We start from the raw sequence: 25,494 nt of genomic DNA, 5'->3' as shown, positions 1-25,494 counted from the left end.
TTAATAATCCCGCGACACGCGGACGTTGGCGCTCTGGCGACCGAGCGTCGAGATGGCGCCGAGCAGCGAGAGCCAGCGGGTGACCTGATATTCGATGCGGGTGGCGGAATAGCCCTGCCCGTCGGTGATGAGTTCGACATAGGTTTTGCGGGTGAGATATTTGCCCGCGGCGATCGACGTCCCCTGCCCTTGGGTCGGATCGGCGGCAATGATCCGCAAGCGGTCCAGCCCCGCCGCCTTGCGCACCGCGTTGATCGGATCAAGCCCACCACCGCCCTGCAGCGAGCCGACCGCCGAGGCGAGTTGCAGCGCTTCGGGCGCGGACAGGTTGGTGATCGATGTGCCAAACAGGATGCGCGAAAGCAGTTCGTCCTGCGGCAAAGCGGGGACGCTGTTGAAGGTGATGTCGGGTTTGAGGCCGGTGCCGCCGACATGGATGGTGGCGGTCAGGTCGCTGACATCGGCAACGGCGTCAATGTCCAGCGTCGGGTTGGTCGGCGTCTTGCCATCGAACTGGATGCGGCCTTCGCGCAGTTCGAAGCGGCGGCCGGCAAATTCATAATTGCCGCGCACCAGCTCGGCGCGCCCGGCGATGGCCGGGTTGGTGACGGTGCCGCCCAAGTCGAGGTCCGCGCGCCATTCGCTGTCGAGGCCAAGGCCCGTGACGGTCAGGCGGTTGCGCGCGCGCGCCTTGATCGCCAGCGCCCAGGGAACGGTGGTGCGGACCGTTTCGATTTCCTCGCCGCGCCGGTTGATTTCAACGACGCGCAATTCGGGGATGGCGGCGACGGCGGCGGCGCGGCCCAGCGTGAAGCGGCTCTTGTTGAGGATGACATCGCCGCCGATCGTCCCACCCGTGCCATCGGATCGCAGGGTGATGGGGCCGGTGACGGTCGCGGCGATATCGTCGCGTTCCAGCAGTGCGGCATTATCCGCCTGCATCGCCAGGTCCATGCCGACGCCCGCTATGCCGTTGAAGGTGAAGCGGCCGGTGCCGGTGACCGATCCGCCATTTTGCGAGGCGGCGGCGAAGCTGGAAATGACGAGCTGCGCGCCGGAGAAGCGGCCGCGCGCCTTGACCTTGGCCAGCCGCATGCCGGTGACCGGGCTGTTGATCGTGCTGTTGTCGGTGGCGAACGTGCCGGTGATGCGGGGATCGCCGAGCGTGCCGCGCATGTCGGCGGAGACATTGACCGGGCCGCCCATGTCGACAATCTCCACCCCGGTCAGCCGCCACAGCGTATCGGCCGCGCCGCTATAGCGTAGCTGCGCGAACAGGGGTGCGGCGTTCAGCCGTTCGACCAGATTGCCGGTCCGGCCCAGCGGGGTGAGCAGCGCCTGGCCCCGGCCGATCGTCTTGCCATCGGCGACGAACACCATACGGGTGGCGAGGCGATCCGCGCCCAGAGCGGCATTGACGCCGACATCGACCGGGCGTGAGCTGAGCGACAGGCCGGAGCGCGACAGGCCGCGCAGGCGCAGTTCCGCCGTGCCCGTGGGCAGGCCGCCGCGCGGCTGCGCATAGCTGAGCGAGCCGGTGGCGATGCCGCCCAGACCCAGATTGTCATAGGCGATGTCGAGCAGGCCGAGCGGCAGCTTGTCCATGCGCGCTTCGATATGGTTGGCGTTTGCGCCCAGTTCGCCTGAAAGCTGCAACGATCCGCCCGCATAGCTGATCGTCGCGGGCGACAGGCACCAGCCATCGTCGGTGCGGGTCAGCAATGCCGCGCGTGTCAGCCGGATCGGGCGCTTGTCGATGGTGCCGCCAGCGGTGACGCGGATGCGGTCGGCATCGACCTGCGCCTCCCCCTGTAACTCGAACAGGCGGCCGCGCTGGCCCGACAGGCTGCCGCGGATCGTGCCACGCCCATCGACCAGATCGGCATTGGCGGCGAAACGGCCGACCAGCGCGCCACCGACGCGCAGCCCGCGCGCCTGCGCCGTCGCCTTGAGCGTGGTACCCGACGGATCGAGCAGGATCGTCGCGTCGAGCGTGCCGCGCCGCACGGTGATGATCGTCGGCCCTTCGAAACTCGCATCATTGGCGGTCAGTTTGAGCTGGACCTGCTGGATGTCGCCAACGGGCTTGAAGCCGACATAGCCGGTGACTGGACCGCTGACCGCCAATTGGCCATCGAGGCCGCCGGTGACCGGGCGGATGTCGCCGCTGGCGGTAACGCCCGACACGGCGAGATTGGCGACGCGGACCACCGCCTGCCCGCCCTGAGGCAGCAGGATGACGCCGCGCCCGGTGAAGGGACCGAGCGTCGATCCGCCCTCCGCCGTGTAGCTATAGCCATTGGCGTCGGGGATGAGATGGGCGTGGACATCGCGGAGGCCGAGCGCATCCATCGGCCGGGCGAGCATCAGGTCGATCGTCGGCCGTTCGATATTGCCGTCGAGCGTCAGGGTGAGCGGGCCATATTGGTCGTGCTGTCCGCTCCCCTCCAGATGCAGCGTGCCGTCGCGAAAGCGTATGCCATTGCCCGCCAGCGTCAGCAGCGGCGCGGCGAGGCGCATGTTGGTAAGCGCCAGCGTGCCATCCGGGCGGAGCGTCAGGTCGCTGCGCGCCGTGGGGAGGCCGCCGCCCAATGTGCGCAGGAAATCATTGTCGAGCCGCCGCACCCGCGCCGCCGCGCTGCCACTGAGGCCAAAGCCACCGTCGGCGCGCGGCATGGCGCGCAATTTGGAGGTGACGTCGACCACCCCGAAGCCGCGGATCGCGAGGCCGACGATCTGGCCATCCAGGCCCATATCATAACGGCCGGTCTTGAGATCAGCGAGGACGGTCAGCTTGCCGCGCAGCTTGTCGGAGCGCAGGTCCATGGGATTGCTGACGATCTGTTGCCCGTTGAGTTGCAGCACGCCGTCGAGCGCGAAATTGCGCACGATGCCTTCGACCAGATCGCCCTGCCCGTCCAGGCGGCGCGCGCGCAGGCGCAGCGGGATCAAGGTCGGGCCGGAGCCGGCCGTGCGGCCCCTGCCCTCGGCGCGAACGTCGCTGATGCGGGCCTTGTCGAACGTCAGTTCGCGCGCGGTGAGGAGATATTCATAGCCAAGCTGCGACAGCGGGCCATCGAGGCGGATCTTGGCGACGACATCGCGCCCGCGCATCGTCTTGAGCAAGGCTTCGGGGCGGGCGAGTGTGAGGTCGAGCCGCATATTATCGAGCGCATTGTTGCGCAGGTCGATCGCGCCGTCAGCGCTGAGGTCGATCGCGGCCGACCGCAGCGAGGCGGTGCCGTCGATCACCCGGTCGACCAAGGTGCCGTTGGCACGCACGGTCAGGCGGGGCGAGGACAGACGCTGGATCAGGCTGCCCCCGGCGATGGCCGACCCCTCGACCGTGCCACGCGCCGAATAGGCGCCGCTGCGCGCGGCAAGAACGAAGTCGGCGGCGGGCGCGGCATCGAGCGTGGCGGACAGGCGGCCGTCCCACTGGGTCCAGCTGCCCTTGCCACCGATGCGCAGATTGCCATCCTGTTTGAGCCCCGCCATCGTCGCCAGCACGCCGCCCTTGGGCGCGTTGACGGTGACGTCGAGGCGGAAGCGATCATCGTCGGGGCGGCTGTCGAGCGCGATGTTGAGCGCGTCGCGGCCATCGAGCGTGCGCGCGGCCAGATCGATGATCGCGCGGCCGCCGCGAATATCGGCGTCGCCCGCGATGGTCGCGATCTGGGCGCGGCCCGTGATGCCGGGCGCGATCGCCAGTTGCCCGACCGAAAATTGCATCAGGCGAATGTCGAAGCCGGGCAGGATCGGTCCCTGCCGCTGGGTCGGATTGAGCTTGGGCAATTTGTGCAAGGTCGCGCGCGGGATCACCAGCCGGTCGATATCCAGCCGGTTGGAGAGCCAGGCAAAGGGCCACCATTCCAGTTCGACCCTGGCCGCATCGAAAAAGCGGCCCTTGGGGTCGGACAGCACCAGGTCATGCAGGACCGCCTTGCGATAGATGCTGCCGTCAATCCGACCGACGCTTATCTGCAGGCCTGACTGGGACTTGATGGTCGCGATGCGCGACACGAGGAAGCGATGCCCCGACCCCGTATCGAGCCAGGCGAGCGATCCCGCCACGATCAGCAGCAGCGCCGCGAGCAGGCCCGCGACCCAACGTTGCCAGCGCCCGTCCCAGGCGCGGTGGCGGACTGGCGCGGCAGTGGTGGGGGCTTCGTCCGTCATCAGAAGGCCTGACCGAGCGAGACATAGACGGCGATCTTGGGATCACCCGATTGCGGATTGATGGGCGTACCGACATCGACGCGGATCGGGCCGAAATTGCTGTAATAGCGCAGGCCAAGGCCGGTGCCGATGCGCAGGTCGCGGAAGCGCGGCAGGAAGCTCGTAGAAATATTACCTGCGTCGATGAAGGGCACGACGCCGAAATTGCCGAAGCGCACCCGCGCCTCCAGCGAAAATTCGGCGAGGCTCTTGCCGCCGACGGGGTTGTCATCCTCGCCAAAGCGCGGGCCGATCGCCTGATAGCCATAGCCGCGCACCGAGGCACCGCCGCCTGCGTAGAAACGGCGCGATGGCGCGATCTGCTCGACGGTCGAGCCAAGGATGCTGCCGAAGCGGGCACGCGCGGCGACCACCAGCTTTTCGCCCATCGGCTGATAGAGGCTGCCGTCGAGCTGCACCTTGGCATAGCCGAACGTTTCGTTCTGAAAGGAGAGTTCGGGGCTGATCCGGCCGCCGAGACGGAACCCCTTGGCCGGGTCGAGCAGGTCGTCGCTGCCGTCATAGGTGAGGCTGAGCGGCACCGCGCCGATGAGGAAGGTGCGGCGGGCGCCGCCGGAAAAGGCATCGGCTTCGTCCGACGCGATCAATTCCGCGCCGACGCGCCACACCCAGTCCTTTTGGAACAGGATATTGGTCGTTCGCTCCAGCGCGCCGGACAGGGTGATGGTGCGCGCATCATAGGCATCGCGCCTGATATTGCTGACCGATAGCAGGCCGGTCAGCACATTGTCACGGCGGCGGAAATTATTGCGGCGATAGGTGAAGGAGGCGGTCTGTTCCTGCGTGCCGACGACCCCGCGCACCGTGACGGCCCCTTCGGGCGGGAAGAAATTGCGATGCTGCCAACTGACTTCGGCGCGATAGCCCTCGCCCGTGCCATAGCCCAGTTCCCCGGCGATCGTGCGCAGCGGTGCGGGGCGGAGGTCGATCGCCAGGTCGACATGTTTGCCATCGCCCGCATCCTGAGGCATGAGCGACACAGAGGAAACGAGACCCGTTGCGACGATCGCGCGACGCAGATCTTCCACATCAGAGGCCATATAAGGATCGCCCGGATCGAAGCGGGCAATGTTCTGGACGTGGCGCGCACTGAATAGTTCCGCGTTGCTCAGGCGGATCGCGCCGAACGTGCGGTAGCCGCCGGGCGTGACGATGAGGTCGAGGTCGCCTTGCCGTTCCTCATGGTCGATCCGCACTTCGGGTTCGTCCACCTTGGCGAAGGGGTAGCCGCTTTCCAATAGAGCCGTGGCAAGTGCGTCGCGGCCCTCAAGGATTTGGTCCGCGTCCACCGGGTCGCCAACTTTCGGAGAGAAGGCGGCCCGCAGTGCGGGTTCGCGTGAGCCGGTTTCGGCCAGGCCCGCGACATCCACAGAAGCGAGCGGATATTGCGTCCCCGGTATGATCGTGAAGCGCACCGTGAGGCGGTCGCTCCCCGCAGGCGGCGCGGATACCGCACCCCGAATACGCGCGGCATAATAGCCTTTTGCACGCAGCAGCCGGTCGAGAAGATCACTATCTTCCTTGATACGACGATTAATCTGGGCGAGGTTGGCGGCTTTATTCTCGCCCTGGCGCAGGACCGACAATTCATCGAAGCGCAGCTTGAACTGCGTATCGCTGATCGCGTCGATGCCGTTCAGCGTCACAGTATAGCGACGCTCCTCGCCGATTTCGGCAAAGGCTGCGACCGCTTCGTCCGGTTCGGCATTAGGGGGAACGATGGTGGCGGGCATGTCCGGCGCGGCGGTTTGCACGTCGGCGGGATCGGCGGGCAGCGGCACGACCGTATCGGCTTGGCCAAGGTCCGGCCAGTCAAGGCCGATATCGGGCATAGCATCGAGTTGGGTATCGACGTCGGACATGGTGCCATTAGGGATGACTGGGGGCGACGCATCCTGTGCCCCCGCGACGCACGGGGCGGCGAGCAGCAGTGGCGCAAGAAGGAGCCGGGCGGCTTGCGGGCGGCCAGTAAAGCGGCATCGGGTCCGCAAACCATGGGTCATGTTTGCGGGTCTAGACCAAATGCTGGCCCCAGCGCCAGTGGCATAACGTCAATGAATCAGGGTTTCGTCGCGATTTGGCGCGAGCGACGCCTAACTCCAGGCACACCGCATCAAAATGCCGTATGAAGGCGATCGAGCAAGGCACGCGCAGGATTGTTTTCCGGCATGGCTAAAGAGCCTGCCATGCGATCTAGCCGATCCTGCAATCGTGCTACCCGGTCATAAAGATCATGGCTTGCCTCAATCAGCGCACGAGCGGCAAACGGGAAGCTGGCGATCAACAGGGGATCGCTTTCACTGGCCCGACCCAGCCGATATTTATCATCGCACAGATCAGTATCGCCTATCTCACCGCGTTGCCAGGCACGCTGGCTAAGTAGCCAGGCAATAATGTGCATCAACCGGGTAGTGACCTTGAGCGATTCGCAGGCAAAGGCTACGCGGCGGAGCGGGTCATCCATACCCTCTCCCCGTACGTCGCCGCCATCAAAATAGGATCGAGCCTCGTCAGCCATCAGCATGGCCTCAAGATAGAGCCCGTCCACGAGGCCACGATGCAGACCGCGATCAAGAGAAATTGTGCTGGGCATTGGCGATCACTGACATGAATCTGCAACCTTGTCAGGCCCGACCTTGCATCAGGATCGGCATCCTGTCCCATTTATGATCGGTTAGCGCAGCGCTAACCAGATTTGCCATGTCAGGCGATGATATCGGGCACGAGTTCATCTTCCAGTTGGGCGATTTCGTCGCGCAGCCGCAGCTTGCGCTTTTTCAGCCTGGCGATCTGCATCTGGTCGCCACCGCCGCTATCGACCAGCGCGGCGATGGCCGTGTCGAGATCGCGATGCTCCACCCGCAACAGTTCCAGTCGGCGCATGATGTCTTCCCGGCTCACGGCGCTCCCTTGCATCCATTAGGTGGCAGATGGTGGACTGATAGCGGGGCAACGCGATGCGGGCCATCGCAAATTTTCGCGCGACCATCGCAAAGCCCGAATCGACGCGAGACAAGGCAGGCGAATCATGATTTACTTCTACGTCCATCACCCCTCGTAAGGAGAATGTCATGGAGAACAGCCATATTTCCGCTCTTTCGGCAAAGCATGCCGGCCTTGATGCCCGAATCAAGGCCGAAACGAGTCGGCCCATGCCCGACGCCACGTTGGTGGCTTCGCTCAAAAAGCAGAAATTGCGGCTGAAGGAGGAGATGTCGGCCAAGCATTAAGCCGCATCTTCGCCAGGGAGGAGGGCAGGATCCGGCAGCGTCCGACTGCCGATCCGACCTCACCCCAGGCCACAGACCTCATGAAGCAAAACGCCCCGCATCCTTGAGGATGATCGGGGCCATTTTATGCGATTGGGAGGCGCGCCGTGGGGCGCGGGGACGTCAACGGCGCAGCAGCGGGTTGGTGCGCAGATAGTCAGGCATCTGCTGTTGGGCTGCACCGCTGGACACAGGTTTGCGTGCCAGTTGCGGATCGATCGGGGTGTCAAAGGCTATGCCGATCTTGTCATCGCGGGACCACGCCACAACGCCGCATACTTTGCCAACGCCACGCAGATCAAATTCGATTTTAGCGCCCTGGGGCACGGCACGTTCGCAATCAGCCATCAGGCCAGTGGCGGACAGGTTGCGTACGCGAGCCTTGCCAAGGGGTGCGCCTTCTGGCGTGAAAAAGCTGGTGAGAAGGAACAGGCTGTCGCGCGGAGCAGTGCGCGCCGGCCCCCGATCAGCAATATTCCGTTCGTCGTTCATCATCCAACCTGCGCGTAAAATGTCAGTAGAATGCTGATGGTCTATGCGCGAGGGATGGAAAAACCGTTAATCGTCGCGGGATATCTTTTCATGGCGCTCATGCCGTTCCTGGGCCTCGACCGTCATCGTTGCGATCGGTCGCGCTTCCAATCGGCCGAGCGAAATCGGCTCGCCTGTTACTTCGCAATAGCCATATTCGCCATCGTCGATCCGCCGGAGCGCCGCGTCGATCTTGGAAATCAACTTGCGCTGACGATCGCGGGTGCGCAATTCGATCGACCAGTCGGTCTCGCTCGATGCGCGATCGTTGAGGTCAGGCTCACGGAGCGGCTCATTCTGAAGGACGGCAAGCGTCCCTTCGGATTCGGTTAGAATCTGCTTCTTCCAAGCCCAGAGCCGCTGCCGGAAATATTCCAATTGCAGGGGATTCATAAACTCTTCGTCAGCACCAGGACGATAGTCGGCGGGAAGCGTTACATTCGATTTTGGCGGCTTTTCGCCGTCTTTATCGGAATTTAGGACCGATGCCATGTGGCTCTCCGACTCGAATGGCCCCGGCGTTGAACAACCGATTGCCGGTGACTCTGTATCGAGGGGGCTAATAGCCACCGCCTGCCAGCGACACAAGCGGCCATTCTCTGGATATGCGCGCTATGGGAAGGATTTTTCAACACTTGCCAGGCACCTCTTTGCGCCGGTCCCGTCCACGCGCCATTCTTCATAATCTCTGTGATCGACGTTCCATAGTGGGACGTTAACCATTTCACTTCGCAAAAAGAATGCATTACCGCTCGACTTGAGACTGCTAATAAGGGTTAACGCCGTTGCAGTTAACGCTTTATTTTGCGTTGTTGCAGATAGGGAATACCCGTCAGCCTGTTCTCTGGATTTGCCGGTGAATGCGTTGGCACGGTAACATAAAAGAAGAGTGGAACCTATGTCGGTACGAATGGCATTGGCTAAATTATGCGCTTGCACCTGTGGTGGCGCGATCATTGGCGGCGGTGCCGTCCATGTGGCTGAGAGCGCGCGTCCGGCCGTAGTCCACAGTTCGAAGAGCACGAAGGCTGCGCCGAAAAAGCGCTACGCAGCAAAGACTGTCCAGCGCAAGGTTGTCAAGACGACCGTGGCGTGCGCGCCCCAGACGGTGACAGTTACCAGCCAGCAGGCCCCCATCCCCCTGCCCGCCCCCATGCCCATGGCACCGGCGGAAATGCCGATGATGTCGGGCGGCGGCGGTGCCGTGCCGATCGTCATGGGCGGCGGCGGATTTGGCGGCGGCGGCTTCATGGGCGGCTTCTTCGGTGGCGGCGGTGGCGGCAGCGGCGGGGGTTCGGTCGTGATCTCCTCGACCAGCAGCTCGACCGGCGGCATCAGCAGTTCGACCAGTTCGACGACCGGCGGCGTGTCCACGTCTACCGGCGGCGTATCGACCTCCACTGGCGGTGTGTCCACATCGACCGGGGGCGTTTCGACCTCCACTGGCGGCGTGTCGACGTCCAGCGGCAATGTGTCCACGTCGAGCGGCAACGTCTCGACATCGTCGGGCGTCAGCAGCAGTTCGTCCTCGTCCAGTTCCAGCTCGTCGTCCTCTTCGTCCAGCTCCTCCTCCAGCAGTTCGGGTGGATCGAGCGGCGGCAAGCCCGACAAGCCGGATCATCCCGGTTCGACGGGCAGCAGCAGTGGCAGCAGCGGGTCTTCGAGCAGCTCCTCGTCGGGCAGTTCATCCTCGTCGTCGGGTGGCTCGTCCAGCTTTGGCAGCACCGGCAGCACGTCATCCTCGACCTCATCGAGCAGCGCGTCGTCGAGCAGTTCCTCGTCCAGCGGTGGTTCGAGCAGCACGGGTGGCACCGATGTCCCCGCCCCGCCGATGGTACTGCTGTTCGGCGCGGCCGCCGTGGCGCTGGTAGCGCGTCGTCGCTTTGCCGATCGCAAGGCGCAGGCCGCGGCCTGACGCTTTCGACACAGGTCACGAAAAAAGGGCGGCTTCCGGTATCGGAGGCCGCCCTTTTCGTATGTGTGCCGTCAGCGCCGGATCAATTGTCCGCGATGATCTTTTCGATGTCGGCGATCGGATGGTTGACCAGATCCTTGGCGATCTCGCCGGCCAAGCGGTCCTGCACTTCCTTGTGATAATGTTTGCGCATTTCGCCCAGCGTGCCGGGCGGTGCGACGATGATCAGCTTTTCATAGTCGTTGGCAAAGGCGCGATGCTTGAGGATGTCGGCGGCCTGCGCGGCGAAGCGGTCTTCCTCCAGATCGTGGAAATTGGTTTCCGACATGGCGCTGCGATGACCACCCACCGAGTTGAAGGCGCGGCCGGGCGTGTCGGTGCCCTGATCGCGATCGGCCGGATTGTCCTGCTTTTCGACCTGTTCCGTTTCCAGGTTCGGAATGGCGGCATCGCCCTTGTTACGGAAAAACAACATCTTGCGGCCATCGGCTACCAGCACAAGTGCGCCTGGATCTATTTGCATCGCCTTTTCCTTCTCTCTTTTTCAGGGGATAGGCGTGTAACGGATGACAGCGCGCAGGGTTGCGTGGCCGGTCGCAGGGCGGCATAGGACTGGCCCATGCATGACATCCGTTTCATCCGCGAAAATCCCGCCGCTTTCGACGCTGGCCTTGCCCGGCGCGGGCTGGCGCCCCTGTCCGCCGACATATTGGCGCTCGACGAACAAAGCCGGGCGATCAAGACGCAGCTGCAGGTCGGCCAGGCCCGTCGCAACGAGGCGAGCAAACTGATCGGCCAGGCCATGGCGGCTGGCGACAGGGACAAGGCCGAAGCGCTGAAAGCCGAAGTGGCGGCGCTCAAGGATGGCACGCCGGCGCTGGAAGCGCAGGAGCGCGAGTTGGGCGATGCGCTGACCGCGATGCTGGCCGCGATCCCCAACCTGCCCGCCGACGATGTGCCGGAGGGGGCGGATGAGGACGCCAATGTCGAGGTGAGCCGCTGGGGCACGCCGCGCGCGTTCGAGTTCGCACCGCAAGACCATGCCGATTTCGGTCCGGCGCTGGGGCTGGATTTTGAGGGTGGCGCGAAGCTGTCGGGTGCGCGCTTCACCGCGCTGCGCGGGCCAATGGCGCGGCTGCATCGGGCGCTGGCGCAGTTTATGCTCGACACGCAGACCGGCATGAATGGCTATGAAGAAACCAACCCGCCCTTGCTGGTGCGCGACGAGGCGCTGTTTGGCACCGGGCAATTGCCCAAGTTCGCCCCGGACCTTTTTGAAACTAGCCGCCGCTCAGCTATAATATCTGAACTGGTCGGTTGGCTGCGAGAAACGGCCGTTTACAAAAACTCGAGTGATCAACTTCTGTCTGAACTTGCCGAGCAAGCATTCACAGATCTTAAACTGAAACCGGATCGTTTGTGGCTGATCCCCACCGCCGAAGTCTCGCTCACCAATCTGGTCGCCGATCAGATCGTACCACTGGCTGAGTTGCCGATGCGGCTGACCGCGCTGACCCCCTGTTTCCGGTCCGAAGCCGGGTCGGCCGGGCGCGATACGCGCGGGTTTATTCGCCAGCATCAGTTCGAGAAGGTCGAACTGGTCACCATCTGCGCGCCCGACGAGTCGCAAGCCGAGCATGAGCGCATGTGCGCGGCGGCCGAGGGGATATTGCAGGCGCTCGCCCTGCCCTATCGCAAGATTCTGCTCTGCACTGGCGACATGGGCTTTGGCGCGCGCAAGACGTGGGATCTGGAAGTCTGGTTGCCGAGCCAGGACACCTATCGCGAGATCAGCTCCGTCTCCAACTGCGGCGACTTCCAGGCGCGGCGGATGAACGCGCGCTACAGGCCGGAGGGGGAGAAGCAGACGCGCTTCCTGCATACGCTGAACGGATCGGGGCTGGCGGTCGGGCGGACGCTGGTCGCGGTGCTGGAAAATTATCAACAGGCCGATGGCAGCGTGATCGTGCCGGAGGTGTTGGTGCCTTATATGGGTGGGGTGACGAAGTTGGAGCCGAAGTAAGACTCCGTTCGGGCTGAGCCTGTCGAAGCCCCGTTCTTTTTTTCAAGAAGGAATGCCCTTCGACAGGCTCAGGGCGAACGGAGTTTTTTTGGCTATGCGTATCCTTTTAACCAATGATGATGGCGTCCATGCGCCCGGCCTCAAGGTGTTGGAGGCGATCGCGCGGACATTGTCTGACGATATATGGATCGTCGCGCCGAGCGAGGAGCAGTCGGGGGCCGGGCATAGCCTGACGCTGACACGGCCGCTGCGCATCCGCAAACATGGCGAGAAACATTATAGCGTCACTGGCACCCCGACCGATGCGGTGATGATGGCGGTCGGGCATTTGATGAAGGATGCCAAGCCCGACCTCATCCTGTCCGGGGTTAATCGCGGGGCCAATCTGGCCGAGGATGTGACCTATTCGGGCACCGTCGCCGCCGCGATGGAGGGGACGATTTCGGGCATAAGATCCATCGCGCTGAGCCAGGTCTATGCCCGATCGGGGATGGGCGACAATGTGCCCTTCGCCGCGGCGGAAGCCTGGGGCGAAAAGGTGCTGCGCCCGCTGATCGCGCTGCCCGTGACCCCGCGCATGTTGTTCAACGTCAATTTCCCCGCGATCGACCCCGACGCGGTCAAGGGCATTCGCGTGGTGCGGCAGGGCTTTCACGATGTCGATCGCACGAAGATCGTCGAGGGCACCGACCCGCGCGGCTATCGCTATTACTGGTTCTCGTTGGGCAGCAGCGACGCGGTGCCCGAAGGCAGCGACCTGGCCGCGATTGCGGAGGGCTATATCACGGTCACGCCGCTGCATTATGACCTGACGCAGGACAGCGCCATGGCGGTGACGGCGGCTGCCTTTTCCGCCTGACCGGACGAGGCCGGAACAGGGGGATGGCAAGTCGGCGGCAATGCGATAGACAGGCGGCGATGTCTCGCGCACGCTTATCTTTTGTCCTCTTGCTGCTGAGCGGCTGCATCCCGACCGAAAGCACCCGCACGGGTGGCGACACGCCGCCGCCGCGGTTGGACGCCGATGCCTCCACGGTGGAACTGGTCGAACCCGAACCAGTATGGACCGCGCAGCAGGTGGTCGCCAATGCGCAGACGGTTGCGGCATCGCGCTATGTGGTGCAGCCCGGCGATACGTTGCGCGGCATCGGCAACCGCACCGGCGCGGGGTCGGAAATGATCGCGCGGGTCAATGGGCTGACCCCGCCCTTCGCCCTGCGCGCGGGGCAGGCTTTGTCCATTCCTGGCGGCCGTTATCATCTGGTGGCGGAGGGGGAGACAGGAATCGCGATCGCGGCAGCCTATGGTGTACCCTGGAGCCAGATCGTCGCGATCAATGGGTTGGAGGAGCCCTATATGTTGCGGCGGGGGCAAAGGCTGCTGCTTCCCGGCAACACGCCAACACGCGCCCCCGATCTTGAAAAACGCGCCGCCGCATTCCGCATCGATATTGACGATGTCCTGACCGGCGGCCAACCTGCCGCTGCCGAGAATGCGCCAGTGGCGGTGGCATCGGCCGCGCCCCGCCCGCTACCAAGCAATGTACCGATCACTGCGCCCCAACAACTGACCGGGCAATTCGCCTGGCCGGTCAAAGGCACCATCATTTCACGCTTCGGCCCCGGCGCGAGTGGCGCAAAGAATAACGGCATCGACATCGGCGTGGCCGATGGCACCCCGATCAAGGCCAGCGCCGATGGCGTGGTCGCCTATGCCGGGGACAAGGTGGCAGTGTTCGGCGGGCTGGTGCTGATCAACCATGGTAGCGGCTGGGTCAGCGCCTATGGGCATGCCAGCCGCGTCGATGTGGTGCGCGGGCAGAAGGTGACGCGGGGCCAGGTGATCGGCCTGACCGGCGACACCGGCTATGCCAGCCAGCCCAAGCTGCATTTCGAACTGCGCAAGGACCGGGTGCCGGTGAACCCCATTACCCAGTTGCCGACGCCATGAGGATAGACAAGCCATTTTCAACGAACAGCACGGCCGGTTTCCTGCGGCGCCGATCGTCCATGCCGATGTGGGTGGACCTGAGTTGGCGCGTGGGGCTCGTATTCGGGCTGATCGCGCTGGTGCTTCTGTTGCACTGGGTCGGGCGGGACGGGCTCAAGGATAATCTCGACGATCACATCAGCTTCATCGATGTGCTCTATTTCACAACGGTCACCGTGACCACGGTGGGCTATGGCGATATCGTGCCGGTCACGCCGGAAGCGCGCCTGTTCGAAGCGCTGTTCGTCACGCCGATCCGACTGTTCGTCTGGCTGATCTTTCTTGGCACGGCCTATAGTCTTTTTCTCCGCAACATCCTTCATAGGTGGCGTATGGCGCGTATTCAGGCCGATCTGCACAATCATATCATCGTCACGGGTTTCGGCACCAGCGGACAGGAAGCAGTGCATGAGCTGTTGGCGCGCGGCACCGACCCGCGCGAGATCGTGGTGATCGATGGCAGCGAAAAAGCGCTGGAGTTGGCCGAGTCGCGCGGCTGCAACGTCCTGTGCGGCGATTCGACCCGTGACCGGACATTGAAGGATGTGGCGATCCACCGGGCGCGCAGCATGATCGTGTCGGCCGGGCGCGACGATACCTCCATCCTGATCACGCTGACCGCGCGGCACCTGGCCCCGCGCCTGCCGATCAGCATCGTGGTGCGTAACGAGGATAATGAGTTGCCCGCGCGTCAGGCCGGCGCGACAACCGTGATCAATCCGGTTAGCTTTGCCGGGCTGCTGCTCGCGGGCAGCACCAGCGGACAGCATATCGCCGATTATATGGCGGACCTGGCCGCGTCGGGCGGGCGGGTGAAGCTGAACGAGCGCGCGATACTGCCAGAGGAGATCGGCAAGCCGCTGGCGGCGATTGCCACCGGCCTTGGCGTGCGCATCTATCGCAACAACCGGCCGATCGGCTTTTGGGAGCCGGAGGCCAAGAGCCTTCAGAGCGGCGACGTCATCATAGAAATTGCCGAGGGCAATGGCCCACGCATCGCCTAAACCAGCGGCATGACCGCCGCGCGTGACATTTGGCGCACAAATCCCTATGTGCGCGACCATCATGGCAACCAAATTTCCTGACGCGCCGAAGATCGGCATGGTTTCGCTCGGCTGTCCGAAAAACCTGGTCGACTCCGAACGCATCCTCACCAAGCTACGCTCCGACGGCTACCAGATGTCTGCGGATTATGCCGGGGCCGACGTCGTGCTGGTCAACACCTGCGGCTTTCTCGATTCGGCGAAGGAAGAATCGCTGGAGGCGATCGGCGAGGCGATGGCCGAGAATGGCCGCGTCATCGTCACCGGCTGCATGGGCGACGAGGCGGATCTGATCCGCGCGAAATTCCCGCAGGTGCTGGCCGTCACCGGGGCGCATCAATATGAGCAGGTGGTCAATGCGGTGCATGATGCATCGCCGCCGATCCCCAACGCCTTTGTCGACCTGGTGCCCGAAGGTGGCCTCAAACTGACGCCGCGCCATTACAGCTATCTCAAGATTTCGGAGGGCTGCAACCATCGCTGTTCCTTCTGCATCATCCCCTCGATCCGGGGCGATCTGGTGTCGCGGCGGATCGACGCGGTGCTGCGTGAGGCGGAAAAGCTGGTGTCGGCGGGAACCAAGGAATTGCTGGTCATCAGCCAGGACACGTCGGCCTATGGCGTCGACACCCGGCATGAGCCGCGCCAGTGGAAAGGCCGCGAGGTGCGCGCGCACATGACCGACATGGCGCGCGAGCTGGGACAATTGCGGGACGCGGACGGTAAAGCCCCCTGGGTCCGGCTGCACTATGTCTACCCCTATCCGCATGTCGATCAGGTCATTCCTTTGATGGCCGAGGGGCTTCTGACGCCTTATCTCGACATTCCGTTCCAGCACGCATCGCCGTCGGTGCTGAAGGCGATGAAGCGCCCGGCCAATGAAGCCAAGGTGCTGGACCGCATTCATAAATGGCGCGCCATCTGCCCCGACATCACGATCCGGTCGAGCTTCGTCGTCGGCTTTCCCGGCGAGACGGAAGCCGATTTTCAATATCTGCTCGACTGGCTGGACGAGGCGCAACTCGACCGCGTGGGTGCTTTCCGCTTCGAGCCGGTCGAAGGGGCTGCGGCCAACGCCCTGCCCGGCGCGGTGCCGGAGGCGGTCAAGGAAGAACGCTATCAGCGGATCATGGAAAAGACCGCCGCGATCAGCGCCGCCAAGCTGGCGGCCAAGGTCGGGCGCGTGCTGCCGGTGATCGTCGATGAAGTGGGCGAGACGGACGAGGAGGATGGCAGCATCGGCGCGACTGCCCGGTCACAGGCCGATGCGCCGGAAATCGACGGCAATGTATTTTTGCGCGATGTCGGCGAAGGGCGAAAGGCGGGCGATGTTTTCGACGTGCTGATCGAGGATGCCGATGAGCATGATCTTTATGGCGTGCCGGTTTAGGGTTTGGCCAACCATGCCAATCCTCCCCCGGCGGGGGAGGTGGATGGCCGCAGGCCAGCCGGAGGGGTGTCACCCTCACGATAGCGTGACACCCCTCCGTCATCGCTACGCGCTGACACCTCCCCTGCCAGGGGAGGATTGGGAAGGAAGATAGCCTAGTCTACCGCCACGAAGGCATCGCGATAGTCCGGTTTGATCGCGTCGCGCATCGCTGCGTCCACCGGCAAAGCGACTTCATAGCTGCCCTCGGCATAGGGACCGGCGCTATAGGGACCGACCACCACGGTCAGGCCGTCGATCTGTTTGCCGTCCTTCGATGTTGGCACCAGCACCTGTTCCATCGGGTCGATGCATTGGGTGAAGTCATCATCGCCGCGCACGACGGGGGCGCCGCGTTTTTCGGCGCGTTGCTGGTCGAGTATGGCGCAGAAGCGGTCGCGGATGGCGGTGGAGAAGGCGGCGGCCGAGGTCATCAGAGCCTTGACGCTGCTCTCCTGCTTGCGCGCCTTGTCCCACAACACGGCGTCATAGCCGGTCATGCCATGCGCACCGCCGGTATAGACATAGGTTTGCGACTGGAGCGCCAGGAAGCGGGGCGTGTCGGCTGCGACGCTCCATTGTGTTTCCAGGCTGTGCGGGCGGAAGGGGTAGCCGGACTCTTTTGCGGCCGCGCTGTCTTCCTTCGCCATTTTCAGCGCGTCGGCCTTGGTCGCGGCCATGTCGCGCTCGAATTTATCCACGAGCGCAGGAACAGCGGCGGCTTCCGCCGGATAGGCATAAGCGAATTCCAGGCCGCCCGCCGTTTCCTTGACCGCAAAGGGCTTGGACGGCGGCGCGGGCGGGGGCGTGCCCGCCATGCGATCGGCATAGCGGGCGGCCGCTTCATTCTCGGCAGCATTGCCGACGGGAGCGTCGGACGACGGGGCGCAGGCTGCAACCAGCAGCACCGCGATCAGGCCGCTTGGTGCGTGCGCCCGCCGCATCAATGCGCCTGCGCCATGCGGCAGCGTTCGCCGACCGCCTTGCGTGCATATTCGCTGTCCAGCGCCTGGGCGGCATTAGGCCAGCCCTCGGCGATCAGCGCCTGTTCGACGGCGCGGATATTTTCGAAATGTCCTGTTTCCGCGAGCGTGTAGGCGCGCGCGCGAAGGGCCTGTAGGCCGCGGTCGTCTGCATGAAGCATCGTCACTCTCCTTGGCTGTGGTTATGCCTTCGAAACTAGGCGCGCGCGCGCGATAGTGCAAAGGAAGAAAGGGCCGACCGTGCGGTTGGGGCGACGAATAAATTACGCCTTCCCTTGGCTTGCGCCTTTCCCTTACATGCCTGCCATGACCGATTTTGCCGACTGCATCAAAGCCGACACGGGGCAGCCCGCCCATCCGATCCATCTGGTGGAGGCCAAGGCGCTGGACGCTTGGCTGGCGAGCCGCCCGGAACAGAGTCGCGTGCTGCTGGCGGCGCAGAAATTCCGGGCCAAGCCGCAGGAGACGGCGATCCTGCCGGGTGAGCGGGAGGGCGACTGGATGGTCGTGGCCGGGGTGGCGGACAAGGGGGCGCTTGGCCCCTGGTGCCTGGCGCGCCTCGCCGAGACGCTGCCCGAAGGGCGTTATCGCCTGGCCGAAGGGTCGCCCGGTGCGGCGATGCTGGGATGGATGCTGGGGCAGCATCGGTTCGACCGTTATTGCCGCGAGGACAATGTGGTGGGGCCGCGCCAATTGCTGACCGGCGACGTCGCGCGGATCGACGCTGCGGTCGAGCTGGCGCGAGCGGTCGCGATGGTGCGGGATCTGGTGAACACACCCGCCGCCGATATGGGCCCGGCCGAACTGGAAGCGGCGACGGAAGCGGTCGCCAAGCCCTTTGGCGCGACGGTCGTGGTGACGCGCGGCGACGCGCTGGCGCATGGCTATCCCATGATCCACGCCGTCGGGCGGGCCGCCGACCGGCACTTCGCGCCACGCCTTATTGAACTCAACTGGGGCGATCCGGCTGCGCCGCGCATCGCCATCGTCGGCAAGGGCATCAGCTTCGATAGCGGTGGCCTGGACATCAAACCCTCGTCGGGCATGCGCCTGATGAAGAAGGATATGGGCGGGGCGGCGCATGCGCTGGCGCTGGCACAGCTCATCATGGCGGCGCGGCTGCCGGTGCGGTTGCACCTGCTGATCCCGGCGGCGGAAAATGCGATCAGCGGCAATGCTTTCCGGCCCGGCGACATATTGCGCAGCCGCAAGGGGCTGACCGTCGAGATCGGCAATACCGATGCGGAAGGGCGGCTGGTGCTGGGCGACGCGCTGGCCCGCGCGGCGGAGGACAAGCCCGAATTGATCGTCGATTTCGCGACGCTGACCGGCGCGGCGCGAGTCGCGGTCGGGCCGGACCTGCCCGCGCTGTTCGCTAATGACGACCGGCTGGCCGCCGACATGGCGCAGGCGGGGACCGATGTGGATGATCCGACCTGGCGGCTCCCTTTGTGGGAGGGCTATGCCGACATGTTGAAGTCCGACATCGCCGATATCAACAATGCGGGCGAAGGTGGCTTTGCCGGGGCGATCACCGCCGCTTTGTTCCTGCAGCGCTTCGTGCCTGAAGAAACGCCCTGGCTGCATCTCGACACCTTCGCCTGGAGGCCATCGTCCAAGCCGGGGCGTCCCAAAGGCGGCGAGGCGCTGGGGCTGCGCGCCGCGTTCAAGCTGTTACAGCAGCGTTACCAGCCCGCTAAGTAAAGCGTCACATTCCGCAGGACCGTTACGCAACCCGATTGGGCATCGTGCGTTAAGCCCGCATGAACGTCCACACAGCACAAGATCAGGTTGCCGCCATTGAACGCCCCGGAGTTCAGCCGCTTCGCCAATGGATGCGGACGCTGGTGGATTATGTCCGGTCGGGGAAACCCGACCTCACCAACCGTCAGATGGCATTGATGATGACGGTCTATATCGGCGCGGGGCCGCATACGGTGCGTGGCCTTGCCGAAGCGCTGCATGTGTCCAAGCCCGTCATCACCCGCGCGCTGAACAAATTATCGGCGCTCGGCTATCTCCGCCGCGAGCGCGATGTGGCCGACCGGCGCAATATTTTCATCACCCGGACCCCCAAAGGGGCGGAATTCCTTGACGCCTTTCATCATTTCATCGCAGGAACCGCGCGCGATGATAGGCACGACAACAGCAAAGCGGAACGCACCGCCTGAAAGAAGCCGGTTCAAGCTGGATGGCCGTTCGGTCGCGCTTGACCGCCGTATCCACGCCGCGCGCGGCGACCTGGCCGACCTGGCGCTGGCGGGCATTTTATTCTCGGCCCATTATGCGCGCGCGGTGCCCTTTACCTGCGTGATGCCGGGCACGCCGATCCTGTCGGCCCCCTCCCCCAGCGCCGAAGCCGTGACCGAATTGTTGCGCGGCGAGACATTCCATGCGCTCGACGTGATGACCGACTGGGCCTGGGGCTTTTGCGGCCATGACGGCTATGTCGGTTATATCCGGCGCGAGGCGCTGGACGTCGCCGAAACGGTGACACATCGCATCACTGCGCAGACCGCGCCGCTGTTTCGCAAGCCCGATATCAAGGCGCAGGTGTTGGACTATTGGCCGATGGGCGCACAGTTTACCGGCGAAGTCGAAGGCGCGTTCATCAGTTGCGCCGAAGGCTATGTGCATGTTCGCCATGCCAAAGCGATCAGCGAAGCGGACAGTGATTGGGTCGCGATCGCCGAAGCCTATCTCGGCCAGCCCTATGTCTGGGGCGGGCGCGGCCATCGCGGGATCGACTGTTCGGGGCTGGTGCAGGCGGCGCTTGGCCAATGCGGCATCGCCGTGCCACGCGACACCGACCTGCAATGCGAGGGCATCGGCCTGCCGATCGAAAGCGACGCGGCGTTGCGGCGGGGCGACCTGGTTTTCTTTCCGGGCCATGTCGGCATCATGACCGATGGCAAGACGCTGTTGCACGCCAATGCGCATTGGATGGCGGTGGTCAAGGAACCGCTGGCCGATGTCGTCGCGCGTTTGGCCGACGACCATGCCCAACCCATTATCGCACGGCGGAGGATCGGCGCGTGAGCCATGCAATCTTTATCGACGGCGGCGTCGGCACGACCGGCATCGAAATCGGCGACCGGCTGGCGGGACGCCCCGAATTGTCGCTGATCACGCTGGATGAGAAGGACCGCAAGGATGCGGCGGCGCGGCGCGATGCGCTGAACGCCGCCGACATCGTCATCCTGTGCCTGCCCGACGATGCTGCGCGCGAAGCCGTTGCGCTGATCGACAATGATCATACGCGGGTGATCGACGCATCGACGGCGCATCGCGTGGCGGACGGGTGGACTTACGGCTTTCCCGAACTGGAGCCGGGTCATCGTGAGAAGCTGGCTGCCTCGCGCTTTGTGGCTAATCCGGGCTGCTGGCCGACCGGCTTTCTGGCGCTGGTCCGGCCGCTGACGCTCGCAGGGCTGGTGCCTGCCGACTGGCCGGTCACCGTGTCGGGCGCATCGGGCTATTCGGGCGGCGGCAAGGCGATGATCGCCGAATATGAGGGCGCGGACGGCGCGCCGACCGCGTTCCGCGCCTATGGCCTTGGCCTGGGGCACAAACATGTGCCCGAAATGACCCGCTATTCGGGGCTGGTCCATCCCCCGCTGTTCGCACCGGCCGTCGCCAATGGCTATCGCGGCATGGTGGTGGAAGTGCCGCTGCAACTGCGCGCCATGCCCGGTGCGCCGTCGCTGGAGGACGTGCATGCCGCTTTGGCGGACGCCTATGCCGGGTCGCCGCTGGTCAGCGTTGCGCCCTTGAGCGAGAGCACGGCGATGGGACAGGTCGAACTGGAACATGTCGGCGCGACCGACCGGCTGGCGCTGTTCGTGTTCGGCAATGCGACAAGTGGTCAGGCGCGCCTGGTGGCGGCGCTCGATAATCTGGGCAAGGGCGCAGCCGGTGCGGCAGTGCAGAATCTCAACATATTGGCAGGCCTGCCCGAAATAGCGGGCCTGCGCCTCTGACGCCGTTGGTCAGTGAATAGTGCCGACCGGCTGGTCATCCGCCAACAGGATGATCAGCCGCTCAATCTGACGCCAATGGCAAAAATGGATGTGATTGCCAAGGTCGAGGCTACGATCGGCACGCGCGGCGGCTTCATAGCCCGCATCGGCACCGAATATCGCCATCAGCTCGGTCGCATCGTCATAGCTCTTTCGATCCGAAAGATATGGTAGCTGCATGATGATCCCCCGACGATTATAGCGATAGGCTGTTCGGGCAAATGCTTCAATTGGCGTGCCATTTCCCCGCTTTGGCATGGAGGGCGGGTTAGCAGCGTGAACGATCCGTTAGCCAAGTCCCATAGCGGGACAGGCTGCACCACTCTGGCACAGCCTGTCCCGAAACGGTCCCGGCGGGATCGCCGCGCAAAGCCGCTGGCATTGGCCGCCGCGCCGTGGCAAGGGCGGGGCATGACGAAGCGCAAGAAAGACCCCACCGGCGCGGGCGCCATCATCGCTTTCCTGATCCTCGGCGGCGCGATCACCGGCGGATTGATGGGACAGCCCAGCATCGGCCTGCTGTCGGGCCTGGCGCTCGGCATCCTCATTGCCCTGCTGCTATGGCTGCGCGAACGCGGCAAATAAGCCCGCTCGTCCGCCTTGCCCGGCGCGGCACGGCGACATAGATGGGAAGGCATGAACAAGCATGTCATCGCCCTCCCCCTCATCGCCATCGTCGTAGCCGGCGGCGCGTTCCTGTATCTGGCGCAGGGAGACAAAGCCAAATTGCCGCCCGGCGCGGATATGGGGCGCGAGCCGGTTTTCACGACACCGCGCAGCGAAACGATCCCGACAATCAACATCGCCAAGGTGAAACCATGGGCAGGCAGTGAGCAACCTGTTCCGGCCGCTGGACTGGCGGTGACGCGCTTCGCCGATGGCCTGGCGCATCCGCGTTCCATGTTGCAGCTACCCAATGGCGACATATTGGTGGCGGAAACCAACAGCCCACCCCGCCCCAAAGACGGCATCGTTCAGCGGGTCATGAATTATCTGATGGCGAAGGCTGGCGCGGGCGACCCGTCTGCCAACCGCATCACTTTACTGCGCGACGCCGATGGCGATGGCCGGGCTGAAACCAAGACGGCGTTCCTGACCGGGCTGAATTCGCCCTATGGCATGGCGCTTGTCGGCGACATGCTTTACGTTGCGAACAGCGATGCGCTGATGGCGTTTCCCTATAAGCCGGGCGACCTGAAGATCAGCGTGGCGGGCCGCAAGATCCTGAACCTGCCGACCCAGGCCCCCAATATGCACTGGACCCGCAGCCTGACGGCTGGCCCTGACGGGCTGCTCTATGTCGGTGTCGGGTCCAACAGCAATATCGGCGAAAACGGGATGGAGACCGAGACCAACCGCGCATCGGTGCTTGAGGTCAATCCCAAGGATGGCAGCTATCGCATCTTCGCGTCGGGTCTGCGCAATCCGGTCGGCCTTGCGTTCGAACCCACCAGCGGCGCGCTGTGGGGCGTGGTCAATGAACGCGACATGCTGGGTGCCGATCTGGTCCCCGATTATCTGACGCGGGTGGAATTTGGCGGTTTTTATGGCTGGCCGTGGAATTATTGGGGCGGTTATGAGGATCGCCGGGTCCAGCCGCAGCGGCCGCAACTCCGCGAATATACCAAGCGTCCCGATTATGCGCTGGGCAATCATGTCGCGCCGCTGGGGCTGAGTTTCGCCGACAAGGTAACGCTGGGCGCACCCTATAGCGACGGCGCGTTTGTCGGCCTGCATGGCAGTTGGAACCGCAAGCCGGCTGCGGGATACAAAGTCGTGTTCGTGGGCTTTGCCGATGGCGAGGCGGGCAAGGCCAAGCCGGTCGATGTGCTGACCGGATTTCTGGATGCCGATGGCAATGCTCGTGGCCGTCCGGTCGACGTAACCGCCGACGCCAAGGGCGCGCTGCTGGTCAGCGACGATGTCGGCGGCGTGGTGTGGCGGGTGACAAAGGCGCAGTAGCGCTAGACGGTCAGCCCGCGACCCCCAGCAGTCGCTAAGATGGACCGCCCTGCACGATTCCGCATCCTCCCCTGGCAGGGGAGGTGTCAGCGCGTAGCGATGACGGAGGGGTGTCATGCTATCGTGAGGGCGACACCCCTCCGTCTGGCCTGCGGCCAGCCACCTCCCCTGCCAGGGGAGGATAGTTTTGTCGTTAGACTGTCAGGCCGTGCCGCCCCGCCAATTCGACCACATATTGCCAGGCGACGCGGCCTGACCGGCTGCCGCGCTGGGTCGACCATTGGATCGCTTCCAGTGGGTCGAACGCGACGCCCAGCTTGGCCGCATAGCCGCGCACGATCGCCACATAGGCGTCCTGGTCGAGCGCGTGGAAGCCGAGGCTGAGGCCGAAGCGGTCGGACAGCGCCATCCGGTCGTCCACCACGTCGCGCGGGTTGATCGGGTCGTCCTGCTCCGACAGGTGGCGGGGGACGATGTGGCGGCGGTTGGAGGTGACATAGAGGCGGACATGCGGCGGGCGCGCCGCCGTGCCGCCCTGTAGCAGCGAGCGCAAGGTCCGGGCGTCGCCCACGCCCTCGTCGAAGCCGAGGTCATCGAGGAACAGGATGAACGGCCGGTCGGTGCCGCGCAGGAGCGCGAACAGCGCAGGCAGGCTGGCCAGCGCATCGGTCGCGCATTGCAGCAGGGCGATGTTCTGCCCTTCCTTTTGCAAATGGCCCACCACCGACGCTACCACGGCCGACTTGCCCGTGCCTCGTGCCCCCCACAGCAGCACGTCATGCGCGGCATGGCCAGCGGCCAAGCGGCGACTGTTTTCGAGCAGTGCACTCTTTTGCGCGTCGATTCCGGTGAGCAGATCGTAATCGACCGGCGTGAAGGCATCCACCGCCTGGATAGCGTGGCCGTCCCACATATAGGCGGGCGATGCGGCGAGATCGGCGCAAGCGGATGGCGGCGGGGCGAGCCGGTCGAGCGCGTCGGCGATGCGGATCAGGAGGGCATCATTCATGCGCTGGGCTTAACCGGCGATAATCGTTTCGGCAAGCGCAGGCCTGCATATGTCATTCCCCTGTCGCAATGGACTTTTACTTGGGTTTACTGAGGTCTATATCGCGGGGACCGTGACCATCGCCAATCCAGCCTATTCCACTCGATCCTGCCGCTATGGTGCCGAGGCGCTGCGTGAGGCAGCGCTATTGATTCGTGCGGGGGAACCCGTGGCGGTCCCCACCGAGACGGTCTATGGCCTGGCCGCCGATGCCACCGACAGTCATGCCGTTGCCGCGATCTACAGCGCCAAGGGTCGGCCTAGCTTCAATCCGCTGATCGTTCATGTCTCCGACCGGGCGATGGCCGAGCGGCTGGCGGATTTTTCGCCGGTCGCCATGCGCCTTGCCGATCGTTTCTGGCCGGGGCCGCTGACCCTGGTACTGCCAGTGCGGGCGGATAGCGGGCTGTCGCCGCTGGTGATGGCGGGCCTGCCGACCGTCGCGCTGCGCCTGCCCGCGCATCCCGCGATGCGCGCGCTGATCCGCGAGAGCGGGCGGCCGCTCGCCGCGCCGTCGGCCAATCGCAGCGGGTCGATCAGCCCGACGCGCGCCGAGCATGTGCTGGCCAGCCTGAACGGCAAGGTGCGGATGATATTGGACGAAGGGCCGACCAGCGAAGGCGTGGAATCGACCATCGCCGCGCCGGATGCCGACCAGGTGCGTCTGCTGCGCCCTGGCCCGGTGACGGCGGCGATGCTGGAGGAGGCAAGCGGGCTTCCCGTTGTCATCGGCACTGGCGCGCACAAGATCGAGGCACCCGGCCAGTTGGAGAGCCATTATGCGCCGTCCAAGCCGGTGCGGTTGAATGCATTGCGGGCGGAGACGGATGAATATCTGATCGGCTTTGGCCTGATGCCCTGCCACATCAATCTCAGCCCCGACGCCAATATGCGGGAGGCCGCCGCCAGCCTGTTCGCGGCGCTGCACATCGCGGACGCCAGTGCTGCGGTGAAGATCGCGGTTGCGCCCATCCCGATAGAGGGGATCGGCGCGGCGATCAACGACAGGTTGAAACGCGCGGCGGCGTGAGCTTAAAACATAGG

At 64.5% G+C, this 25,494-nt stretch carries 27 protein-coding genes; 13 read left to right on the top strand and 14 right to left on the bottom strand.

What is annotated here, in order from left to right:
* The 4 genes from V2I08_RS09090 to V2I08_RS09075 form a co-directional block, all read right to left on the bottom strand.
* Complete coding sequence (locus V2I08_RS09090; protein ID WP_349634798.1) at positions 1–4,179, bottom strand: translocation/assembly module TamB domain-containing protein; 4,179 nt, start codon at positions 4,177–4,179, stop codon at positions 1–3.
* Positions 4,179–6,170 carry an autotransporter assembly complex family protein gene (locus V2I08_RS09085; RefSeq protein WP_405053634.1) on the bottom strand — a complete coding sequence of 664 codons (1,992 nt, stop codon included), beginning with the start codon at positions 6,168–6,170 and terminating at the stop codon, positions 4,179–4,181. The genes V2I08_RS09090 and V2I08_RS09085 overlap by 1 nt, the downstream gene beginning before the upstream one ends.
* 182 nt (positions 6,171–6,352) lie before the next feature.
* Entirely contained in the window at positions 6,353–6,832 is a 480-nt protein-coding gene (locus tag V2I08_RS09080; protein WP_349634796.1) for a DUF1465 family protein, read from the bottom strand.
* 110 nt (positions 6,833–6,942) lie between these two features.
* Positions 6,943–7,122, bottom strand: a complete 180-nt coding sequence (locus tag V2I08_RS09075; protein WP_043151224.1) for a YdcH family protein — start codon at positions 7,120–7,122, stop codon at positions 6,943–6,945.
* Between the two features lie 188 nt (positions 7,123–7,310).
* On the opposite strand from V2I08_RS09075, the gene V2I08_RS09070 reads away from it, so the two are divergent.
* Positions 7,311–7,469, top strand: coding sequence for a YdcH family protein (locus V2I08_RS09070; protein WP_069064823.1), 159 nt, complete (start codon positions 7,311–7,313; stop codon positions 7,467–7,469).
* 162 nt (positions 7,470–7,631) lie between these two features.
* Here V2I08_RS09070 and V2I08_RS09065 read toward each other — a convergent pair whose 3' ends face one another.
* From V2I08_RS09065 to V2I08_RS09040, 6 genes are all read right to left on the bottom strand, one after another.
* On the bottom strand, positions 7,632–8,000 hold the full coding sequence (locus V2I08_RS09065) for a PilZ domain-containing protein (RefSeq protein ID WP_349634812.1): 369 nt from the start codon (positions 7,998–8,000) through the stop codon (positions 7,632–7,634).
* A gap of 66 nt (positions 8,001–8,066) precedes the next feature.
* Positions 8,067–8,531: an RNA polymerase-binding protein DksA gene (dksA, locus tag V2I08_RS09060; protein ID WP_349634795.1), complete on the bottom strand. Its 465-nt coding sequence runs from the start codon at positions 8,529–8,531 to the stop codon at positions 8,067–8,069.
* A 120-nt stretch (positions 8,532–8,651) separates the two neighbouring features.
* Positions 8,652–9,062 (bottom strand): hypothetical protein, encoded by a 411-nt coding sequence (locus V2I08_RS09055; RefSeq protein ID WP_349634794.1) that lies wholly within the window; start codon positions 9,060–9,062, stop codon positions 8,652–8,654.
* 21 nt (positions 9,063–9,083) lie between these two features.
* Positions 9,084–9,650 (bottom strand): hypothetical protein, encoded by a 567-nt coding sequence (locus V2I08_RS09050; protein WP_349634793.1) that lies wholly within the window; start codon positions 9,648–9,650, stop codon positions 9,084–9,086.
* A 6-nt stretch (positions 9,651–9,656) separates the two neighbouring features.
* Positions 9,657–9,935 (bottom strand): hypothetical protein, encoded by a 279-nt coding sequence (locus V2I08_RS09045; protein WP_349634792.1) that lies wholly within the window; start codon positions 9,933–9,935, stop codon positions 9,657–9,659.
* Positions 9,936–10,036: 101 nt separating this feature from the next.
* Positions 10,037–10,477 carry a host attachment family protein gene (locus V2I08_RS09040; RefSeq protein ID WP_037479872.1) on the bottom strand — a complete coding sequence of 147 codons (441 nt, stop codon included), beginning with the start codon at positions 10,475–10,477 and terminating at the stop codon, positions 10,037–10,039.
* 96 nt (positions 10,478–10,573) lie between these two features.
* On the opposite strand from V2I08_RS09040, the gene serS reads away from it, so the two are divergent.
* The 5 genes from serS to rimO all read left to right on the top strand — a co-directional run bounded on the left by serS (position 10,574) and on the right by rimO (position 16,399).
* Complete coding sequence (serS, locus tag V2I08_RS09035) at positions 10,574–11,977, top strand: serine--tRNA ligase (protein ID WP_349634791.1); 1,404 nt, start codon at positions 10,574–10,576, stop codon at positions 11,975–11,977.
* A 94-nt stretch (positions 11,978–12,071) separates the two neighbouring features.
* Positions 12,072–12,836 (top strand): 5'/3'-nucleotidase SurE, encoded by a 765-nt coding sequence (gene surE, locus V2I08_RS09030; RefSeq protein WP_349634790.1) that lies wholly within the window; start codon positions 12,072–12,074, stop codon positions 12,834–12,836.
* Between the two features lie 59 nt (positions 12,837–12,895).
* Entirely contained in the window at positions 12,896–13,927 is a 1,032-nt protein-coding gene (locus tag V2I08_RS09025; protein WP_349634789.1) for a M23 family metallopeptidase, read from the top strand.
* Positions 13,928–13,992: 65 nt separating this feature from the next.
* Positions 13,993–14,970 carry a potassium channel family protein gene (locus V2I08_RS09020; protein ID WP_405053633.1) on the top strand — a complete coding sequence of 326 codons (978 nt, stop codon included), beginning with the start codon at positions 13,993–13,995 and terminating at the stop codon, positions 14,968–14,970.
* A gap of 46 nt (positions 14,971–15,016) precedes the next feature.
* Complete coding sequence (rimO, locus tag V2I08_RS09015) at positions 15,017–16,399, top strand: 30S ribosomal protein S12 methylthiotransferase RimO (protein ID WP_349634787.1); 1,383 nt, start codon at positions 15,017–15,019, stop codon at positions 16,397–16,399.
* Positions 16,400–16,554: 155 nt separating this feature from the next.
* Here the strand turns inward: rimO and V2I08_RS09010 are convergent, their stop codons facing one another.
* The gene (locus V2I08_RS09010; RefSeq protein WP_349634786.1) at positions 16,555–17,382 is read right to left on the bottom strand and encodes a DUF4163 domain-containing protein; all 828 of its coding nucleotides are present in this window, start codon (positions 17,380–17,382) and stop codon (positions 16,555–16,557) included.
* Positions 17,382–17,582: a hypothetical protein gene (locus V2I08_RS09005; RefSeq protein ID WP_069064833.1), complete on the bottom strand. Its 201-nt coding sequence runs from the start codon at positions 17,580–17,582 to the stop codon at positions 17,382–17,384. The genes V2I08_RS09010 and V2I08_RS09005 overlap by 1 nt, the downstream gene beginning before the upstream one ends.
* A gap of 145 nt (positions 17,583–17,727) precedes the next feature.
* Between V2I08_RS09005 and V2I08_RS09000 the strand changes: the two genes are divergently transcribed.
* From V2I08_RS09000 to argC, 4 genes are read left to right on the top strand one after another with little or no spacing between them, the layout of a single operon-like run.
* Positions 17,728–19,125, top strand: coding sequence for a leucyl aminopeptidase family protein (locus V2I08_RS09000; protein WP_349634785.1), 1,398 nt, complete (start codon positions 17,728–17,730; stop codon positions 19,123–19,125).
* Between the two features lie 59 nt (positions 19,126–19,184).
* A complete protein-coding gene (locus V2I08_RS08995; protein WP_069064834.1) occupies positions 19,185–19,592 on the top strand; it encodes a MarR family transcriptional regulator in 408 nt (135 codons plus the stop codon).
* On the top strand, positions 19,552–20,460 hold the full coding sequence (locus tag V2I08_RS08990; RefSeq protein ID WP_349634783.1) for a C40 family peptidase: 909 nt from the start codon (positions 19,552–19,554) through the stop codon (positions 20,458–20,460). Before V2I08_RS08995 ends, V2I08_RS08990 begins: the two co-directional genes overlap by 41 nt.
* Positions 20,457–21,401, top strand: coding sequence for an N-acetyl-gamma-glutamyl-phosphate reductase (argC, locus tag V2I08_RS08985; RefSeq protein ID WP_349634782.1), 945 nt, complete (start codon positions 20,457–20,459; stop codon positions 21,399–21,401). Before V2I08_RS08990 ends, argC begins: the two co-directional genes overlap by 4 nt.
* Positions 21,402–21,410: 9 nt before the next feature.
* Here argC and V2I08_RS08980 read toward each other — a convergent pair whose 3' ends face one another.
* Positions 21,411–21,620: a hypothetical protein gene (locus V2I08_RS08980; RefSeq protein ID WP_310223553.1), complete on the bottom strand. Its 210-nt coding sequence runs from the start codon at positions 21,618–21,620 to the stop codon at positions 21,411–21,413.
* A gap of 231 nt (positions 21,621–21,851) precedes the next feature.
* Between V2I08_RS08980 and V2I08_RS08975 the strand changes: the two genes are divergently transcribed.
* Both V2I08_RS08975 and V2I08_RS08970 read left to right on the top strand, forming a co-directional pair.
* Entirely contained in the window at positions 21,852–22,025 is a 174-nt protein-coding gene (locus V2I08_RS08975; RefSeq protein ID WP_171899197.1) for a hypothetical protein, read from the top strand.
* 51 nt (positions 22,026–22,076) lie between these two features.
* A complete protein-coding gene (locus tag V2I08_RS08970) occupies positions 22,077–23,402 on the top strand; it encodes a sorbosone dehydrogenase family protein (protein WP_349634781.1) in 1,326 nt (441 codons plus the stop codon).
* Between the two features lie 193 nt (positions 23,403–23,595).
* Here V2I08_RS08970 and V2I08_RS08965 read toward each other — a convergent pair whose 3' ends face one another.
* Entirely contained in the window at positions 23,596–24,411 is an 816-nt protein-coding gene (locus tag V2I08_RS08965; protein WP_349634780.1) for an ATP-binding protein, read from the bottom strand.
* 112 nt (positions 24,412–24,523) lie between these two features.
* Here V2I08_RS08965 and V2I08_RS08960 point away from each other — a divergent pair, with 112 nt between their 5' ends.
* On the top strand, positions 24,524–25,480 hold the full coding sequence (locus V2I08_RS08960) for an L-threonylcarbamoyladenylate synthase (protein ID WP_349634779.1): 957 nt from the start codon (positions 24,524–24,526) through the stop codon (positions 25,478–25,480).
* Positions 25,481–25,494 lie beyond the last annotated feature (14 nt).

It is taken from the genome of Sphingobium sp. MK2 (assembly GCF_040170545.1).
GTDB lineage: Bacteria > Pseudomonadota > Alphaproteobacteria > Sphingomonadales > Sphingomonadaceae > Sphingobium.
This window is presented reverse-complemented; position numbering and strand designations above follow the sequence as displayed.

What these genes read in the sequence shown, in the direction of transcription:
- V2I08_RS09010 (WP_349634786.1), bottom strand. Translation starts at nt 17,382, where the DNA reads ATGCGGCGGGCGCACGCACCAAGCGGCCTGATCGCGGTGCTGCTGGTT.
- serS (WP_349634791.1), top strand. Translation starts at nt 10,574, where the DNA reads ATGCATGACATCCGTTTCATCCGCGAAAATCCCGCCGCTTTCGACGCT.
- V2I08_RS09005 (WP_069064833.1), bottom strand. Translation starts at nt 17,582, where the DNA reads ATGCTTCATGCAGACGACCGCGGCCTACAGGCCCTTCGCGCGCGCGCC.
- dksA (WP_349634795.1), bottom strand. Translation starts at nt 8,531, where the DNA reads ATGGCATCGGTCCTAAATTCCGATAAAGACGGCGAAAAGCCGCCAAAA.
- V2I08_RS09070 (WP_069064823.1), top strand. Translation starts at nt 7,311, where the DNA reads ATGGAGAACAGCCATATTTCCGCTCTTTCGGCAAAGCATGCCGGCCTT.
- V2I08_RS08995 (WP_069064834.1), top strand. Translation starts at nt 19,185, where the DNA reads ATGAACGTCCACACAGCACAAGATCAGGTTGCCGCCATTGAACGCCCC.
- V2I08_RS09000 (WP_349634785.1), top strand. Translation starts at nt 17,728, where the DNA reads ATGACCGATTTTGCCGACTGCATCAAAGCCGACACGGGGCAGCCCGCC.
- V2I08_RS09075 (WP_043151224.1), bottom strand. Translation starts at nt 7,122, where the DNA reads ATGCGCCGACTGGAACTGTTGCGGGTGGAGCATCGCGATCTCGACACG.
- V2I08_RS09025 (WP_349634789.1), top strand. Translation starts at nt 12,896, where the DNA reads ATGTCTCGCGCACGCTTATCTTTTGTCCTCTTGCTGCTGAGCGGCTGC.
- V2I08_RS08990 (WP_349634783.1), top strand. Translation starts at nt 19,552, where the DNA reads ATGATAGGCACGACAACAGCAAAGCGGAACGCACCGCCTGAAAGAAGC.
- V2I08_RS08965 (WP_349634780.1), bottom strand. Translation starts at nt 24,411, where the DNA reads ATGAATGATGCCCTCCTGATCCGCATCGCCGACGCGCTCGACCGGCTC.
- V2I08_RS09065 (WP_349634812.1), bottom strand. Translation starts at nt 8,000, where the DNA reads ATGAACGACGAACGGAATATTGCTGATCGGGGGCCGGCGCGCACTGCT.
- rimO (WP_349634787.1), top strand. Translation starts at nt 15,017, where the DNA reads ATGTGCGCGACCATCATGGCAACCAAATTTCCTGACGCGCCGAAGATC.
- V2I08_RS09020 (WP_405053633.1), top strand. Translation starts at nt 13,993, where the DNA reads ATGTGGGTGGACCTGAGTTGGCGCGTGGGGCTCGTATTCGGGCTGATC.
- V2I08_RS09080 (WP_349634796.1), bottom strand. Translation starts at nt 6,832, where the DNA reads ATGCCCAGCACAATTTCTCTTGATCGCGGTCTGCATCGTGGCCTCGTG.
- V2I08_RS08980 (WP_310223553.1), bottom strand. Translation starts at nt 21,620, where the DNA reads ATGCAGCTACCATATCTTTCGGATCGAAAGAGCTATGACGATGCGACC.
- V2I08_RS09090 (WP_349634798.1), bottom strand. Translation starts at nt 4,179, where the DNA reads ATGACGGACGAAGCCCCCACCACTGCCGCGCCAGTCCGCCACCGCGCC.
- V2I08_RS08975 (WP_171899197.1), top strand. Translation starts at nt 21,852, where the DNA reads ATGACGAAGCGCAAGAAAGACCCCACCGGCGCGGGCGCCATCATCGCT.
- surE (WP_349634790.1), top strand. Translation starts at nt 12,072, where the DNA reads ATGCGTATCCTTTTAACCAATGATGATGGCGTCCATGCGCCCGGCCTC.
- V2I08_RS09040 (WP_037479872.1), bottom strand. Translation starts at nt 10,477, where the DNA reads ATGCAAATAGATCCAGGCGCACTTGTGCTGGTAGCCGATGGCCGCAAG.
- V2I08_RS08970 (WP_349634781.1), top strand. Translation starts at nt 22,077, where the DNA reads ATGAACAAGCATGTCATCGCCCTCCCCCTCATCGCCATCGTCGTAGCC.